Below are 14,671 nucleotides of genomic sequence, written 5' to 3'. Positions count from 1 at the left end.
GCAAATTCCGTGATAAAACGTTATCTAATCACATTTTTATTACTGTGTTCCGCTGGCACTGTGATTTTCAGTTACTACCAATCATACTCAAACAATCCTTGGACTAGAGATGGTCATGTCAGCGCGTACATTGTGTCTATAACGCCCCGTGTAACCGGGCAAGTCATCAAGGTATATGTTGAAGACAACTCCCAAGTTAATGCGGGCGACTTACTGTTTGAGATTGACCCAAGCATTTATAAAGCGTCTTACCACAAAGCCCAGGCGGCTCAAAAGCAAGCCATTGCGTTGTTAGCGAAAGCCAAAAATGAAGAACAACGTGCACTGGAACTAGAAAAGCGTACACCTGGCGCGGTACCTGTGCTGACGTTGAACAATTTGAACAACGCCGTAGAGACAGCAATCGCAAACGTGGAGCTGGCGAAAGCAAACGTCGAAGAAGCAAAACTGAACCTTGATTACACCAAGGTGTACGCTCCAACGAATGGTTACATCACCAATTTTAATCTGCGCACCGGCTCCCAAGTTGTCGCAAACTCACCAGTTGTAGCATTAATTGATGAAGACAGCTTTTGGATCGAAGGCTATTTCAAAGAAACGGATTTAGTTGGTGTTGATCCACAAGATAAAGCATACGTAACCTTAATGATGCACGACGAAATGGTGCTAGAAGGCAAAATCAAGAGCATTGGTTACGGCATCGCGAAGCAAGACGGTAGTACAGGTAACGACCTTCTGCCTAATGTGAACCCTAACTTTCAGTGGATACGCTTAGCTCAACGCATTCCAATTAAAGTGAAATTAGACAACTTACCAAAAGATTTTCAACTACGCGTCGGTATGACGGCATCCATCAAAATCATCAAACAATAAATGCGGTGAAATGTATGTTTAATGCCTCAACCAAAGAAGCAATAAAAGCTGCACTGTCTATCGTTATCGCAATCTGCCTCGCCTTATGGTTTCAATGGGAGAAACCCTATTGGGCAGCGATCGCCGTCGCGGTAATGGCATTAAATGAAAGCTTCGCTCACTCGATAAACAAAGGTCATAATCGCCTAGTGGGAACCCTACTGGGCATCGGCTATGCCTTTTTCCTCATCACAGCATTTTCTCAAGATCGCTTCTTGTTCCTGACTTTTTTTACCCTATTTTTAGGTGTATGCATTTTCATGTCGAGCGACGAAAAGTACGGTTATGTGTTCTCCATAGGCTTTGCTGTGTGCTCTATCATCGCTTGTATGGGAGGGTTTGATAGTCAAGTGACGTTCCATTTCGCAGTACTTCGAATGCAGGAAACTATTCTTGGCATCATTACCTTCTCCGTTGTTTATCGTTTGGTTTGGCCAGTGAATACTGAAGAGAATTTCATTCAACGCTTTGAGAGCAGCCGTGAGGTGTTGCTTAAAGCTATGGACAAACCAAATGACGTTGATATTGATGCGCTTGAAACCAACACAACAAACATTGAGAAGATGTGCCAACTACTGGGATTACCGCTCACGGGCAGTTACCACCTCAAAGAACATCGAAAACTGTGGCATCAGCGCCTCGAAGAGATGAAACGTATTCAAGAACGATTACTTGAACAAGTGGAAAAGCCTCACTGTGATGATATTGACTGGAAACCTGTGGCTCAAAACCTGACGCTATTTGATATCGCTCAGCCAACCACGCATCTAATTGGTCGTACCTTATTGACAGAACAAGTGAAACAGAAAACATCTTGGCATCGTGAACATCGGACTTTCATACAGCACTTGAAAGAAGACCGCAGAAAGGTTTTACAAGGCCTATCGATGTTTATCACCTCGTTATTGGTTTGGATTTATCTCCCTGTACCAGGTGGGTTTATCTTCCCTATGTTGGCCGGTGTATTCTCATCACTCGTTCCTACCATGCCTCCGAGTATTATTAAGGATGCTTTTTTTGGAGTAATAGGTACGGGGACGGTAATCCTTCTGCAATTCATTTTCTTAATGCCAATGATGACCGAGCTCTGGCAACTAGGGTTATTTTATTTCATCAATATTATTTTGATTTGGGAGGTATTCTCTACACCACAGCTGATGATCCATAGAGTCTTAGGCGTCAATTTATTGGTGGTATTAACCTCAGGCGCACTTAACTTGACCCCGGAGTATCGTATCGAAACACCTTTACTCATGCTGGTAAACATCATGCTCATTTTGATGATCGCCAAGTTATTTAATGACCTGTTTCATCCCCGCTAACCGCTTAAACAAGCAATTAAACTTAATAAGGAAATGCTTTGAACAATGGGTTAGATCAAATTACGTAATGGCAAATAACACTGCCCGAAAAGGTAAAAATTAAAGACCAAACCAACACACTTTGAACAGGAAACATATGAAATATCAGCAGTGGGAATACTTTAATATCACGAAGTGAGAATAATATTTGAGGTTGAAGATCCCAACATGTAGCTAAAGATGCGCCTCTTTTGAGCCGAGGATGCTTGATCAAATATTCAGCATAGGATGAATAAACCGTCCACAACCCTAACAGCCCAAATAACTCGATGATAGAAATAACTTCCAGACTAAATGGCAATAGTGAAGGCCCACCAATGAGCAAGATAATTGCGAAGATCCACATCTTATTTTTCATTACACATCCTTGTTGCTGATTTACGCTTATGTATTACCAATAACAAAACCAAGTAAAAGCTGTTGGCCATAAAAACGCAACCCAACGTTGAATTGCTCATTTCAAGCGTTGAGGTTTTCTCTTATACAAATATTTCCACCCACTAGCGCTCACTGAATGCCACTTTACTCGCTAGACTGATAAGCAGAATACCTGAAACACCTTCAAGAGTTCTAGAGTAACGCTGAGAGTGTGGACGACTAAATACCCAATTACCCACAGATGCGTACAAAACGTTACATGTCGTCGCAAGTGCGCTGAACAGCAAGCCAAGTACTAATAATTGCATTGATGTTGAGCTTGCAGACGTATCAATAAATTGAGGCAGAAACGAGAGAAAGAATAGCGCTACTTTTTTGATTCAAAACGCTGACGATAATACCCTGAACAAACACATTTTTATTATTATCAACGTTTTTGTTTTCAACGATTTTACTTTCTCCACGCCACATGGACAGTAATGACTGAACACCTAAATAAACTAGGTAAGCGGCCCCTAACCATTTAACAACGCTAAAAGCCAAAGATGAACTCAGAATTATTGCTGACAAACCTAAACATGCCGCTAGTGTATGAAAAAAGTAACCAACACCAAGCCCCAGAGCCGCTTTCAGCCCAGCAGATAATTTACCTTTCATTGTATTGGAAACAATATAAATTACATCAGGTCCAGGAATCATGTTGATAGCGAGACAAGCGACAACAAATAATAATAGTGAGTTTGAATCCATTCTTTTCTCCAAATTAACGTCTTGCGGGATAACATCTCATCGAACTATAAGTAATGCAACGTCTAGGTTTCCGTTGGTTATCAAGGCGTTGACCGTAGTTCATTAACGTGCCTGCCATCGCAGGCCCGGGGCTAGCTATAGCTGATACGACAATCAGTGAATAATTTATCCCTTCCATTTTTACTCTAAGCCTCCACATGGAGTTTTATCAACGCTTATCGCGGAATGCCCTATTTAATCGACATCAGAAGCGTAATCCTGATTAACGCGCCAAGTGTCACGAATCAAGCTGGGGCTCTCTGGTATTTTACTGCTCCAAAATAACATCAAATCCACCATAAATGAGACGCTTTCCATCAAAGGGCATTGGGTTATTGTCTGGACTCATTCGAGGATCCCCAATGATCCGCTGCCACCCTGAGTCTCGAACTTCTTTTGAAGGCCAGACTACCCATGAAAACACAACGGTTTCGTTGCTTTCAGCTTTAACTGCCATGGGAAATGATGTGCTCTCACCGTCTGGTACTTCACTTCCCCACGTCTCAATAACCTTTAAGGCCCCAAACTCCCTAAACATTTCTGCTGCAATTTTTGCGTGTGCGATATACTTTTCTTTATTCGCTGTCGGTACTGCAGCGACAAACCCATCAATGTATGACATAAGTAAACTCCTTTCATTAGAGTTATAACCATAGCTCAATAAAAAGAGTGCACATGATGCCAAACCATAGAAGCAGGTACGTAATACAGCTTGAGAGCTACATTCCTAGCTTGGACTTTATATGCATATTTGAAAGGTATGTGTTTGGATCAAGCTTGGTTAGCATATTTATAATCTCCAAAACACTCGAATACTCAATACGTTCCTCTTCAGCATGCCCGATCCCACCTATTGTAAAGTGAGTAAAGCGGTAATCACGATAAACGTTTTGCAGCTGGCTAGAAATATCTTTGAGTAATCTTTTACTGAGGGCGAATGCAGGGTATTCACTACTTTCTGAAAGCTCTGCTGTAGAGCCAATAGATACAATATTGCATTTATCGTTAAGTGAACCTAAAGCGTTAAGCTCATTGACTAAATTAAGATACCCAATCGGGCCAACATGCATAAACTCAATCAGTTCGTTTGTTGTCAATTTTGAAGACTCTCCCCACATCGACGCCAAATAAACTATGATGTCAAACTTTACACCTTTGAAGCACGTGTAATCTGGTTTTTTCTCCGGACTAACATCAATACGAACAGAAGCTACTCCATCCTCAACTAGCTTTGATCTAGAAATAGTATAAGTTTCTGTACCCTGTAAGTTCGTAGCCAAGAACCTTCCTAGACCCTTGCTACCTCCAACAATTAAAATCTGCATAACCCTATTCCTTGGTTAAGGTTGTCTTTCATATTGTCCGCCAAACTGTGCATTAGGCATCACTTTAACGTTTCTATTGTTTGTCTCTGACCCTACTTAGTTCTATCTTCAATTTCATCGAATGGTTCAACTGAAATACGCTCTGCAATTTCACTCATCTTCTTCATTTTTTCTGGGTTACTAGTTTCCCAAAACCGCTCCCAGTCTTCACGTGTTCGCCACTTGGCAATAGTTAAAACCTTTTCTGGTACATCATAAGAACGAAGCATAAAACTACCAAACGCCCCATCTACTGACTGATGAATTGAATCTGTCGTTGAACGCCATATATTTTGAAACTCATCCATTTTTTCACTTGGCACACGCCATTCATACACAACTCTAAACATAACACTTCCAGTAAAGTTTCTAGATTTAATACGGCAAAATATCAAGCTCCCTAAACCAGCTTAATAGATGAATAAAGCAACATAGAAGAATCACCTGAAAAACAAAGCGTAAACGCTCTAAATCACTCAGAGGCGATTAGTCATGCACACATTCAAAGATTTCGTATTGACGTTTAACATTGGCTGTTACTTTTCCCCAATGTGAGGCTTGAACTCTTTCCTGATGTTGTTTAAAAGAGGCTTTGTCGACGAACTCCTCATAGACATCAAAACGAAAAGGATTAGTCGGGCTTTGAGTCACAAGAAAAGTAAGGCAGCCCGGCTCTTCTAGCGTGAGCCTTTTGTGAGTTATTAACTCATGTTTTACTAACTCTAAATCCTTCTCCGGAACTAAAATAAAGCCTTTCAATGCTACCTTCGACATATCATCCTCCCGCTCCTATCGTGTAGCGTTTCGTTAAGAAGTAGCCAACACGCCCTCAATCTCAATCATCATATCGCAAATGTGAATCTCACCATGAATTGAAATGCCACGTGTTAGGAATCTATTTCTAATGCCCTATCGACTTGCGAGCATAAGGTTATCTCAACCCTTTCTTTGCCTTTACCGATGTTCTTGCGTTTTAATTGAATTTGGCCGACTTCTGATGTGCGCTTTAAACGAGTGCCACCGCAAGGTACTTGCGCAAACCCATCCACTCTCCAATACCTTCTTTCACTCTCTTGATCGGAAAAGTCACTAATAATAACTGAATCAGAGTTAATCAAATCTTGCACATCAGTTTCAATTTCTTTCAATAACGGACCAATATTTTCTGACCACTCGAAATCTATGCGGCTCTTATTTTCAGAAATATGCGCGCCTATCTTAACAATGCCTTCCCAACGCTGATAAAACATCTCGAGCACCACTTCGGCAGCAAAGTGTAGCTTCATTAAGGCGTATCTACGCTTCCAATCAATACACGTAGTTACAGTGTCACCAAGAGTAAAATTTGGAGAGGATTCCAATGTGTAAATAAGTCGAACACCTAACTTTTGAGCAATCAAAACCGGAATACCATTAATCGTTCCTTTATCACTCTCTTGGCCTCCAGACTCCGCAAAGAAGATAGTCTGGTCCAATTCAACCTTATTTCCATCTACATTGGTCACTCTTGAGTTAAGTTCTGTTTGGTAGGGATTAACCCAAAATAATTTCTCGCTCATGCTGCTATCCTTGCAGTAAGTCCTATCCTTGATAGTACATTCAGTGACCACCAAGTCAATTCAAGAAACCTCGCCGTCAAGTGTAAGGCTGTGTATTGAGTACGAGCAGGCTAGATCTATTAGATGCTTTTAAGGCCGGGTACTAAACGCTGTCCAGGGGTTTAGCTAACAACCCGTAAATTGCTGAGTCTGAGACTACTCCATTCACTTCCCAACGCTGCCTTAGGAAACCTTCCTTTATAAAACCTAACCGTTCCAAGACTTTACCTGAAGAAGCATTGTCTGGATCTATCTCAGCCTCGATTCGACGTAGATTCAGTGTTTTGAATGCGTGTTCGATTAATGCAGTTCCCGCCTCTAATACAATGCCTTTACCCCAGAAATTACGACTCACGCCAAAGCCAATTTCTGCGCGCCTAGACTCTTTCACGTGATTAAACAGCATTATCTTACCTAGAAGTTGGCCATTGCTCTTTAGGAAGATGCCTAGTGTCACTTCTGTATTGCTATTCATGGCCTGTGCACTCTTGGCTATAAATGTCCGCGCTTCTTCAATTGAAACCCAAGGGCCAGTGTTCCAATATTTCATGACCTCATGGTCTGAGAATATGCCAAACAGTTCGCTTGCATCATCTTCAACTAGCTCTCTTAGAATTAATCGTTCCATTTCAATCTTTGTTACTAACATTTTGGAGCCAGCCTTTTGGTTTGTTACTGGTGACGAAAATCCAATAAAAGTGTGAGACACGTAATACAAATGATCTCGTATGACACTTTTTAATAAGCTCAACGCATAGTAAAAACGCCACGTGTCACGATTCTCTATTGAAGCAATTTTTAGACCTTCAAGTGCTTCAACAAGTAACCTTTGAACGCATCATAGTTTGGAATGAGTTGATAACGAGTCCTAAGTTCGGACTCAAAATAGGCCATATACTTTATTGCTTCATTTGGCGAAGTTTTACTTAGAAGCAAAGGAAGCAGTCGTATACGAGTGGAATAACTGAACACAGGCCAGACTTTTACATCTTCGCTTTTTAAACTCTCGATAACCCGCTTTCTATCTCTTAGTTTTTCTAACTCAATAGGTAGTAACTGTTTTACCATATAAGCGAAAGCTATAGGACTAATTGCGTCGGTATATGAATTGCCAGTGATACTGCTCAACATGCGAGAAACACCACCAATACAACGCATTTCTCTAGGTAAGACCTTTTCTATATCTTTGTATTTAACCCCGAAGGAAGGGTTCAAAACAGTAAGCCCAAAGTTTAAGTGAAACCATTCGACATCGACCTTACCCACCTTGCGCTCCCATACTCCTCTAGATTTGATAAACTTGAAACCACTCGGGGCTAAAACCTTATCAATCTCCAAGATGAAAGCTTCGGAATGCTCTTTATTCATAATTACGTACTGATTCTGATTGCCTAACACCGAATTGAGGTGTGAGCAACGCCACCACCTAAGCGAAGCTGTTCCACCCTGAAAACAAAGCCCGACTTGAACCCAAACCCCCAGCGCTGTCAATTTTTAAACAAGCTAGTGAACTACCACCACTGTTCTCACTAACTTATCACCGAGCCGTTGCCTCTTTTTACCAAGAATGAAAATTGAGTCAATAAAACCGAAGAATGGAGTAATAATATTTCTAAAAAGTGACTGAAAAATATTGCACCTTTTACCCGTTCTTGCACTTATAACTGCAATGCCCAAAAGTTTTTTGTCCACACTTTGACCATTTGGGAAACTATCAGAAAAAAGGTAATACGACACAGCCGCTGTTACTGCTGTAGCGCGAACAAGTTCCTTTTCAATACCGATTTCTAAGCCGCCCCACAAAACGAGTGTAAAAATGCTAAAACTGACAAAAAAGTCAATCATTGGTCCAAAACACCTAATTACCGGACTAGCCAAAACGTAATTTTCTAGAGTAAAGTTTTCTACATTTTTCATTTTAATATTTGGACTAACAGTTGTTTATTTGTGGACTAACCTTATGGGTTGAATAACATCCCCACCAAAACTAATCCATAGTGCCGTACAGCAGGTCAAACCTAAAGAGCCAAGCATTTTTCTCCCTTTTAAACACTTTACTACACTCGCTCTAAAGACTGGATTGGTAATATTTCAACATCTCTTCTTGATTAAGCGCTTTATTTTCTAACTTTTGTTGATCTTTAAAGATTTGAGCTAATGAAGGGAGAATTGAGCGATTGACTTTATAGTCATCAGACCAAAGTTTCCCTCTCATCACAGCTTTCGCACAATGAAAGTACATACTCTCGATGACTATTTTGATAACAACCTTAGGAGCTTTACTTCCATCGGGGCAAGCAGATATCAATTTGGAGTCGGTGTGAATACTTGCAGCTCCTTTAATACGGAGTACTTCGTCAATACCATTTACCATCAATAACAACCCAACTTTGGGGTTACTAATGATATTTTTTAGACTATCTATACGATTATTCCCCGAGCTATCAGGGAGCAACAATGTTGATTCACCTAAAACTTTTACGAAGCCAGGCTCCCCTCCTTTCGGAGAGAGATCGATATAGCCTTGAGTATCGGCGGTACTTAGAACTGCAAAATGGCAATTATTAATTAATGTAATCGCATGAACATCCAGGGCAGGCAACGCTTTATTTTTAGCTCTCGCACTTGGCTCTGCGTAAATTTCTTTTAACTGCTCTATTGTTTTAATTTCACTCATTCAATGTTGTCCCTTCACTATCGTATAATGCTTTGCTTGGAAGTAAGCAGAACTCTGACTTCTGCATAGCCACTCAACCTAACGCAACGTAAAAATGCTACGCGTGCAAATTATCTCTTCAACGCTTTGTTATCTAACGACTTAAATTAAAGCCTTTCACTGAATTCCCCACACTGCTTAAACTTGTAACCATGCTTGTAAAAGAACAATGGAAAACCCAGTAAAATAAAGACTAAGAAAGCTGGACGCTTACCTTTTGTAAATGCAAATAGCTCTTTACTACCACAGTTAGGGCAAACATCTTTTCCTTCATCAACGGCAAGTTCATTTTCTAATGATTCTGAGAAATCACTGCTAAGTATTTGTTTCGCGTCTTCTGCATCACTTTCGGCCACCATCAGACGGACGCCGCCTATTGCATTTGAATAAAGCCACTGAGTATTCACCGTGTGCTCGTCAGCGATGTAACTTTCTATTCCGACACTATCTAGGCTTGCTCTCGCAATATGAGCTTCATGAGGAAAAGAAAACCTTGCTACTACAATCACATATTACTCCTTGTGGAAAAACGCTCTCGTAAGGTATAAGCTACGCGAATTGAAAGCGCCACGTGTAGCGTTTCTTTTCAAACAGTTTATTAACCCACTACAGACTAGTACATATACCCTAACCAATCTATATGACCAACAGCCCAAATTTTTCCGCTGATAGGTTTAACATATAAATCATCGACTTGCTCTACAGCAACACCGTAATTTTTATGTTCATGAACTCACAACCAAGAACTTAGAGAGTTAAGGCGCACATAACCATTAGCCACATAAAAACGATCCAAATCGGAGACTAAAATGATGAAGTCGACATCTTTAGTTGACGCATACTCGCTGAGTTGAGACAACATTGTTGTGCCAATACATTGCCTTTGAAGTTTGCTCTCGACACAAAAATCACTCACACCTAATACTTTATAAATTTCATCACCGACGCGAACAACTCTGTAGTCTAATCCCATGTAACCAACTAAGTGATCACCTTCGTACTTCAAAACTCTCATATGTGGGAGTTGCTTATAGTAAGAACGAGCAACCTGATGTTCAGGAAACGATTTGTTTCTCATAGCTTCAATTGCATTATGCTGCGCTTTAGATAACTCGATTTCTGGGTAAATATCCATATTTGACCTTTGGGGGCTAATGACCAGTTAAAGGGTGATAAACACAATACCGAAACTCCCGCATACCACCTTAATCACTGAGCTCAACGTACAGTTAAAATGCCACGCATTGCGAATCTATCTTAAACGCTATGTTATGCGCGTGGTTAATACATACCTACATAACCGTCCAACTTGCGAATTACCCCAATCCAACGCTCGATATTTGGGTAAGTTTCTAGGTTAAAACCACCCTCATCTGCGACATGGGTATAAGCATACAGTGCGATATCAGCAATAGAAATATTATCACCAACTAAGAACTTAGTTTTTGACAGCTGTAGTTCCATGATTTGTAATGCTTTATGGCCGCCTGATTGTAGTGATTTATATTCTTCTAGACGGTGCTCCGGCATACCTTGATACTTCTGAATAAAACGCGCTACTGCAATATAAGGCTCATGTGAGTATTGCTCAAAGAAAAGCCATTCGTACATTTTTGCTTTTTGATAACTGTCCTTAGATAGATAAGGCGTATCTTCTGCAAAGTACCCCAATATTGCATTGGACTCACAGAGTACTCGACCGTCATCTAAAACGACTGTCGGGATTTTACCATTTGGATTGAGGACTAAAAATTCTGTTGTTTTAGTCTCGTTATCTAAGATATTAACGTGTTTCCATTGGTGCTCAATGCCAAGGAATGACAATAGTAATTTTACTTTTAAGCAGTTACCTGACTGCAAATCTCCATATACAACCATGACACTCTCCATGTTTCAATTCGTAAAGCGCATAACGCGCAGTTAAGGCGTGAACTACGCTACCACCCAAACTAAACGATTGTGCCTTAAACACGAAACCCAACCTTGAACTGAAAATGCCAAGCGTTGGGAATCACTCTTGAACAGTTTGTTACGTCGCTACATTTCGCCCGATTTAATTTTGAACTGAGCTTCATTAACCGACTGTTTCCCAAACAGTAAATCCATCATCGCGATGATTCGTTTATTGTCATTTCCCCACTTATCTGAATTGGCACTATTTGGCGCTTTGAACTCTACTTCGCCAACTTTTTTACTGTTTTTATATGCCTTAACTTGGGCATCTGCAATAAACGTTCTAAAGTCCCAACTCCAGCGCGATACATAAGTCAACGTAAGTTCAGAGCTCTTAGGAAGAGTTCCATCACTTACAACCGTACATTTATGTGCTGTATCCAAACACCATTCTTGTATCGAGTCCAAGAAAACATCTCGTGTGGCGTCATCTTTTACAATGGTAATTTCCTTGCTCTGGTTATCTTCCGAAATAGCTTCAACTGTATATTTTGGCGCTGCGCATGCCGCCAATAGAATAGGCAAGCTAAGAATGATTAGTTTCTTGTACATTTTACATCTCTTTTAATAAATCTATAATTGTAAATGAATTTCATGTGGCTGCATAACGCCGCGTTAAGGGGTGAACAACGCCCCCCAAACTAAGCTACTGTGCCGTAAACACTAAAGCTGATTCAAACCAAAACTGCCAAGCGTTGTTAATCCCTCTTGAATACTTTGTTAGTTGCCAAACCTAAAGCTTTGATGTGATGTTGATTGCCGCTTTGCCAACACTGGCTTTATGCGCTTTGAAAGACTCAAATCAGGTGCATTTTCAAAGCACTTGTCACTGAAACCACTTGGAACTCAAAACGCCGTAGAAAACGGAATAACCACACAAAAAAGCTCTTTTAGACAGACGGTGTTACAGAACTGACTTTCAACAAACAAAGCAACTTCTGAAACAGAAGATCCAAACCAAACAAGAAACCAAAGCACGATTTTCACAACCCCAAATAACTAGAAATGGAAATAAGAAAACCTAGCAAATACACACGGACTTTAGCCTTAAATATTCTTCTTTAGGTACGTTTTTCTTCGTTAGCCAACTAACGCCCTGTTAAGGGGTGAGCAACGCAATACCGAAGCTGCCGCATACCACCTTAACCACTAAAACTAACGCATAGTAAAAATGCCACGCGTTGCGAATCCCTCTTGAACAGTTTGTTAACTGAGCGCCCTTCAGTTTTCGCCGAGCTTACAGCCACTTTAGCCAAAGCTGGCTTTACTAATTAATGATTAGTAAAGCTAACTCAAATATGTGTTTAACCAAAAGATTACAGTTTATCTTTAGTTTTGAAATGCGTCTCACAACACCATACTTCGGTGATGTAAGTGCGCCGAACTAATCGCGAATGCCTTGTATTATTAGAAGGCTTTGTGCCACCTTTCACATCAGTTAACTTACGTACCAAATTTAAATTAGTCGCATTAGCTAAATTAAGGAAACCAACCGAACACGCTAGACCTCTGGACCTAGAAACCGTATCAATGTGCTTTCGTATTTTCTGCGCCAGTTAACGCCCAGTTAAGGGGTGAAGCACGCAATACCGACGTTACTGCATGGCACTTCAACACCGAAACCAACGCATACCAAAAATGCCACGCGTGCTGAATCCCTCTTGAACTGTTTGTTAGGCTAATACACGACACCAATCAATAAAATCGAAGGTTTCCATAAACATTCGCATATCAATGTGGCGACGCGGAAGGTTTACCCGACAGTGTTCAATGCAGTCTAGCAACATCGACTTAAGCGCGTCGTTATCCGCACTAGGGTAAAAATTCTGTGTACAAAAACTGTCTGAAGTCATTACAAACTGCTTCTTTCGCGTCTTTATTTTCCTCTGAGTATCAGTTTGCCAGTATTCACAACGAATTTGCCTTTTCCCCGATACATAAAATCTTAAAAAGCCTACAACCTCATTGTACTGCCAATCACCACCAAATTGTTTTCGAGAATATTCTGGAGACATTAACTCATTTGACGAAATATACTCTTTAAGCTCACTGTTATAGGTATCTTCATCAATCCTGTATACAGGAAGTTCAAATAGCTCTTTTGTTTTTAATACCATAAATACCTAACTTTCTTGTATAGCCTAACGCCGCGTTAAGGGGCGCAGGCACGCAATACAAAAGTGACCGCATAACACCTTAACCACTAAACCCAACGCAAATTGAAAATGCCACGCGTGCCAAGTCCCTCTTAAACGCTTTGTTATGCCGTTACTTTTTGTTTTAACCGAACTTCTACCGCTTTTGAACCGTCGGAAAGTATGAAAAAGTCTGAATCAAAACGTTGAACTACATTAAAGCCTAGTGCCTTAAAAACAGTGACATTACCTGTTTGCTCAACACACCAAACTGAGACTGAGTTAATACGCTTAAACTGTGTAACAGCGAAATCGACGAGCTTTCTAGCTACACCTTTTTGGCGAAAACTTGGTGCAACTGTTAACGAGCTAAGCTGTAATTCTGAGCCAACCTGTTTAGCTTCAACTACTCCAACTAAAACCTCATCAACATGGAAACCAAAACAACTCCACTCACTTTTAGCACTGTTTTTATTGCTAACTGCGAGCTCAGTTGGCCTGTAAACTTGACGAAGCTCGTCGAAGCAACGCTCTGACAGTTCAACCACAGATTTTTCATTTGCATCAAGCTGCTTGATCATCAATTTCACCTTAGGCATAACGCCCTGTTAAGGTGTGAGCAACGCAATACCGAAGCCCCCGCATACCACCTTAAACACTAAACGCAACGCATAGCAAAAATGCCACGCGTTGCGAATCACTCTTAAATGCTTTGTTATGTTCGGACTAAAAACCAACGACTTTACTAAGCACGTTGATGACATTCGACCAAATAGAAGTTTGTTTTTGCATTCTATCTAGATTGTCAAAAGCTCGACTTTCATCGATTTCCTTGTGGTTTTCTATTTCGTCATGTTTTACTTCTAAGTTATTTTGTAAATCAGAATTATGGAAGCAATCGTATTTCAAGTACGAAACTAAGAACTGTTCCGAATCAAGCGATTCATAAGACTCCAATAAATCTCTTTCCGCAAAAAAAAGCATACGTTGAATTTCAGAATCAAGCCTCATTGCCAGCGTCGCGTAAATTGTATGAGAGACCTCATTATCTTTCACAAATGCTTCCCAATTGTACCAATCGACAGGATTGTCAAATGGGAACAGTTTATTGAAACCGATCGTATCGAATCTACTTTTAGCGGTTTCGCCGAACGTTGAAGCCAAAGCTTGGCACTCTATAGCTTTTAGAAATAGCTCATTGCTGCCATAATTTTCATCCTTCCAAGTGAACAACGGGTAAGTATCTAGGAAGAGCTTAAAGTACTCCCCATAACTCACCTTGAACGCCTTCAAGGACTCGATTAACTGCTGATTATCCATCATTTCTTCCTAGAACATAACGCCCTGTTAAGGTGTGAGCAACGCAATGCCGATGCTTCCGCATACCACCTTAAACACTAAAACCAACGCATAGTAAAAATGCCAAGCGTTGCGAATCACTCTTAAACAGTTTGTTATAACCGTT

Annotated in this window: 18 protein-coding genes and 2 pseudogenes; 2 read left to right on the top strand and 18 right to left on the bottom strand. The window is 40.6% G+C overall.

Annotated features, from left to right (window positions below; all coding sequences use genetic code 11):
* Window positions 1-9 precede the first annotated feature (9 nt).
* The gene (locus D8S93_RS19090) at window positions 10-873 is read left to right on the top strand and encodes an HlyD family secretion protein (RefSeq protein ID WP_319803043.1); all 864 of its coding nucleotides are present in this window, start codon (window positions 10-12) and stop codon (window positions 871-873) included.
* Between the two features lie 14 nt (window positions 874-887).
* Window positions 888-2,234, top strand: coding sequence for an FUSC family protein (locus tag D8S93_RS19085; protein WP_152814839.1), 1,347 nt, complete (start codon window positions 888-890; stop codon window positions 2,232-2,234).
* 55 nt (window positions 2,235-2,289) lie between these two features.
* On the opposite strand, the gene D8S93_RS19080 is transcribed toward D8S93_RS19085, so the two are convergent.
* The 18 genes and pseudogenes from D8S93_RS19080 to D8S93_RS18965 all read right to left on the bottom strand — a co-directional run bounded on the left by D8S93_RS19080 (window position 2,290) and on the right by D8S93_RS18965 (window position 14,526).
* Window positions 2,290-2,631: a hypothetical protein gene (locus D8S93_RS19080; protein ID WP_074191397.1), complete on the bottom strand. Its 342-nt coding sequence runs from the start codon at window positions 2,629-2,631 to the stop codon at window positions 2,290-2,292.
* Between the two features lie 142 nt (window positions 2,632-2,773).
* Window positions 2,774-3,401, bottom strand: a pseudogene (locus D8S93_RS19075) (LysE family translocator).
* A gap of 307 nt (window positions 3,402-3,708) precedes the next feature.
* Window positions 3,709-4,062: a DUF1428 domain-containing protein gene (locus tag D8S93_RS19065; RefSeq protein ID WP_152814836.1), complete on the bottom strand. Its 354-nt coding sequence runs from the start codon at window positions 4,060-4,062 to the stop codon at window positions 3,709-3,711.
* Window positions 4,063-4,159: 97 nt separating this feature from the next.
* Window positions 4,160-4,765, bottom strand: coding sequence for an SDR family oxidoreductase (locus D8S93_RS19060; protein ID WP_104971811.1), 606 nt, complete (start codon window positions 4,763-4,765; stop codon window positions 4,160-4,162).
* Window positions 4,766-4,857: 92 nt separating this feature from the next.
* Window positions 4,858-5,154, bottom strand: coding sequence for an antibiotic biosynthesis monooxygenase family protein (locus D8S93_RS19055; protein WP_104971812.1), 297 nt, complete (start codon window positions 5,152-5,154; stop codon window positions 4,858-4,860).
* Between the two features lie 136 nt (window positions 5,155-5,290).
* Complete coding sequence (locus D8S93_RS19050) at window positions 5,291-5,578, bottom strand: putative quinol monooxygenase (RefSeq protein ID WP_104971813.1); 288 nt, start codon at window positions 5,576-5,578, stop codon at window positions 5,291-5,293.
* 113 nt (window positions 5,579-5,691) lie between these two features.
* Window positions 5,692-6,363, bottom strand: coding sequence for an alanine--tRNA ligase-related protein (locus tag D8S93_RS19045; protein ID WP_152814832.1), 672 nt, complete (start codon window positions 6,361-6,363; stop codon window positions 5,692-5,694).
* Between the two features lie 142 nt (window positions 6,364-6,505).
* Window positions 6,506-7,051 carry a GNAT family N-acetyltransferase gene (locus D8S93_RS19040; protein ID WP_152814829.1) on the bottom strand — a complete coding sequence of 182 codons (546 nt, stop codon included), beginning with the start codon at window positions 7,049-7,051 and terminating at the stop codon, window positions 6,506-6,508.
* A gap of 149 nt (window positions 7,052-7,200) precedes the next feature.
* The gene (locus D8S93_RS19035) at window positions 7,201-7,770 is read right to left on the bottom strand and encodes a hypothetical protein (protein WP_227484011.1); all 570 of its coding nucleotides are present in this window, start codon (window positions 7,768-7,770) and stop codon (window positions 7,201-7,203) included.
* A 135-nt stretch (window positions 7,771-7,905) separates the two neighbouring features.
* Window positions 7,906-8,319, bottom strand: a complete 414-nt coding sequence (locus tag D8S93_RS19030; RefSeq protein ID WP_227484010.1) for an RDD family protein — start codon at window positions 8,317-8,319, stop codon at window positions 7,906-7,908.
* 151 nt (window positions 8,320-8,470) lie between these two features.
* Window positions 8,471-9,079 carry a pyridoxamine 5'-phosphate oxidase family protein gene (locus tag D8S93_RS19025; protein WP_152814824.1) on the bottom strand — a complete coding sequence of 203 codons (609 nt, stop codon included), beginning with the start codon at window positions 9,077-9,079 and terminating at the stop codon, window positions 8,471-8,473.
* 146 nt (window positions 9,080-9,225) lie between these two features.
* Complete coding sequence (locus tag D8S93_RS19020) at window positions 9,226-9,627, bottom strand: DUF2007 domain-containing protein (RefSeq protein WP_319803042.1); 402 nt, start codon at window positions 9,625-9,627, stop codon at window positions 9,226-9,228.
* A 104-nt stretch (window positions 9,628-9,731) separates the two neighbouring features.
* A pseudogene (locus D8S93_RS19015) lies at window positions 9,732-10,253 on the bottom strand (GNAT family N-acetyltransferase).
* 146 nt (window positions 10,254-10,399) lie between these two features.
* Window positions 10,400-10,996: a glutathione S-transferase family protein gene (locus D8S93_RS19005; RefSeq protein ID WP_134646478.1), complete on the bottom strand. Its 597-nt coding sequence runs from the start codon at window positions 10,994-10,996 to the stop codon at window positions 10,400-10,402.
* Between the two features lie 159 nt (window positions 10,997-11,155).
* Window positions 11,156-11,623, bottom strand: coding sequence for an Sbal_3080 family lipoprotein (locus tag D8S93_RS19000; protein WP_152814821.1), 468 nt, complete (start codon window positions 11,621-11,623; stop codon window positions 11,156-11,158).
* Window positions 11,624-12,744: 1,121 nt separating this feature from the next.
* Window positions 12,745-13,188, bottom strand: a complete 444-nt coding sequence (locus D8S93_RS24870; RefSeq protein WP_193621652.1) for a hypothetical protein — start codon at window positions 13,186-13,188, stop codon at window positions 12,745-12,747.
* Between the two features lie 143 nt (window positions 13,189-13,331).
* Window positions 13,332-13,787: a GNAT family N-acetyltransferase gene (locus D8S93_RS18975; protein ID WP_193621648.1), complete on the bottom strand. Its 456-nt coding sequence runs from the start codon at window positions 13,785-13,787 to the stop codon at window positions 13,332-13,334.
* Between the two features lie 145 nt (window positions 13,788-13,932).
* Window positions 13,933-14,526, bottom strand: coding sequence for a hypothetical protein (locus D8S93_RS18965; protein WP_152814809.1), 594 nt, complete (start codon window positions 14,524-14,526; stop codon window positions 13,933-13,935).
* Between the last annotated feature and the right edge of the window lie 145 nt (window positions 14,527-14,671).

This window comes from Vibrio sp. VGrn 2 (assembly GCF_009361695.1).
In the GTDB taxonomy this organism is placed as follows: Bacteria; Pseudomonadota; Gammaproteobacteria; order Enterobacterales; family Vibrionaceae; genus Vibrio; species Vibrio diabolicus.
The sequence above is the reverse complement of the archived record's forward strand: the minus strand, read 5'-3'. Positions and strand labels throughout refer to the sequence as shown.

Excerpts from the sequence above, each read along its gene's own strand:
- D8S93_RS19045 (WP_152814832.1), bottom strand. The coding sequence starts at position 6,363 with ATGAGCGAGAAATTATTTTGGGTTAATCCCTACCAAACAGAACTTAAC.
- D8S93_RS19035 (WP_227484011.1), bottom strand. The coding sequence starts at position 7,770 with ATGAATAAAGAGCATTCCGAAGCTTTCATCTTGGAGATTGATAAGGTT.
- D8S93_RS19000 (WP_152814821.1), bottom strand. The coding sequence starts at position 11,623 with ATGTACAAGAAACTAATCATTCTTAGCTTGCCTATTCTATTGGCGGCA.
- D8S93_RS18965 (WP_152814809.1), bottom strand. The coding sequence starts at position 14,526 with ATGGATAATCAGCAGTTAATCGAGTCCTTGAAGGCGTTCAAGGTGAGT.
- D8S93_RS19005 (WP_134646478.1), bottom strand. The coding sequence starts at position 10,996 with ATGGTTGTATATGGAGATTTGCAGTCAGGTAACTGCTTAAAAGTAAAA.
- D8S93_RS19080 (WP_074191397.1), bottom strand. The coding sequence starts at position 2,631 with ATGAAAAATAAGATGTGGATCTTCGCAATTATCTTGCTCATTGGTGGG.
- D8S93_RS19030 (WP_227484010.1), bottom strand. The coding sequence starts at position 8,319 with ATGAAAAATGTAGAAAACTTTACTCTAGAAAATTACGTTTTGGCTAGT.
- D8S93_RS19065 (WP_152814836.1), bottom strand. The coding sequence starts at position 4,062 with ATGTCATACATTGATGGGTTTGTCGCTGCAGTACCGACAGCGAATAAA.
- D8S93_RS19050 (WP_104971813.1), bottom strand. The coding sequence starts at position 5,578 with ATGTCGAAGGTAGCATTGAAAGGCTTTATTTTAGTTCCGGAGAAGGAT.
- D8S93_RS18975 (WP_193621648.1), bottom strand. The coding sequence starts at position 13,787 with ATGATCAAGCAGCTTGATGCAAATGAAAAATCTGTGGTTGAACTGTCA.
- D8S93_RS19055 (WP_104971812.1), bottom strand. The coding sequence starts at position 5,154 with ATGTTTAGAGTTGTGTATGAATGGCGTGTGCCAAGTGAAAAAATGGAT.
- D8S93_RS19040 (WP_152814829.1), bottom strand. The coding sequence starts at position 7,051 with ATGTTAGTAACAAAGATTGAAATGGAACGATTAATTCTAAGAGAGCTA.
- D8S93_RS24870 (WP_193621652.1), bottom strand. The coding sequence starts at position 13,188 with ATGGTATTAAAAACAAAAGAGCTATTTGAACTTCCTGTATACAGGATT.
- D8S93_RS19025 (WP_152814824.1), bottom strand. The coding sequence starts at position 9,079 with ATGAGTGAAATTAAAACAATAGAGCAGTTAAAAGAAATTTACGCAGAG.
- D8S93_RS19060 (WP_104971811.1), bottom strand. The coding sequence starts at position 4,765 with ATGCAGATTTTAATTGTTGGAGGTAGCAAGGGTCTAGGAAGGTTCTTG.
- D8S93_RS19085 (WP_152814839.1), top strand. The coding sequence starts at position 888 with ATGTTTAATGCCTCAACCAAAGAAGCAATAAAAGCTGCACTGTCTATC.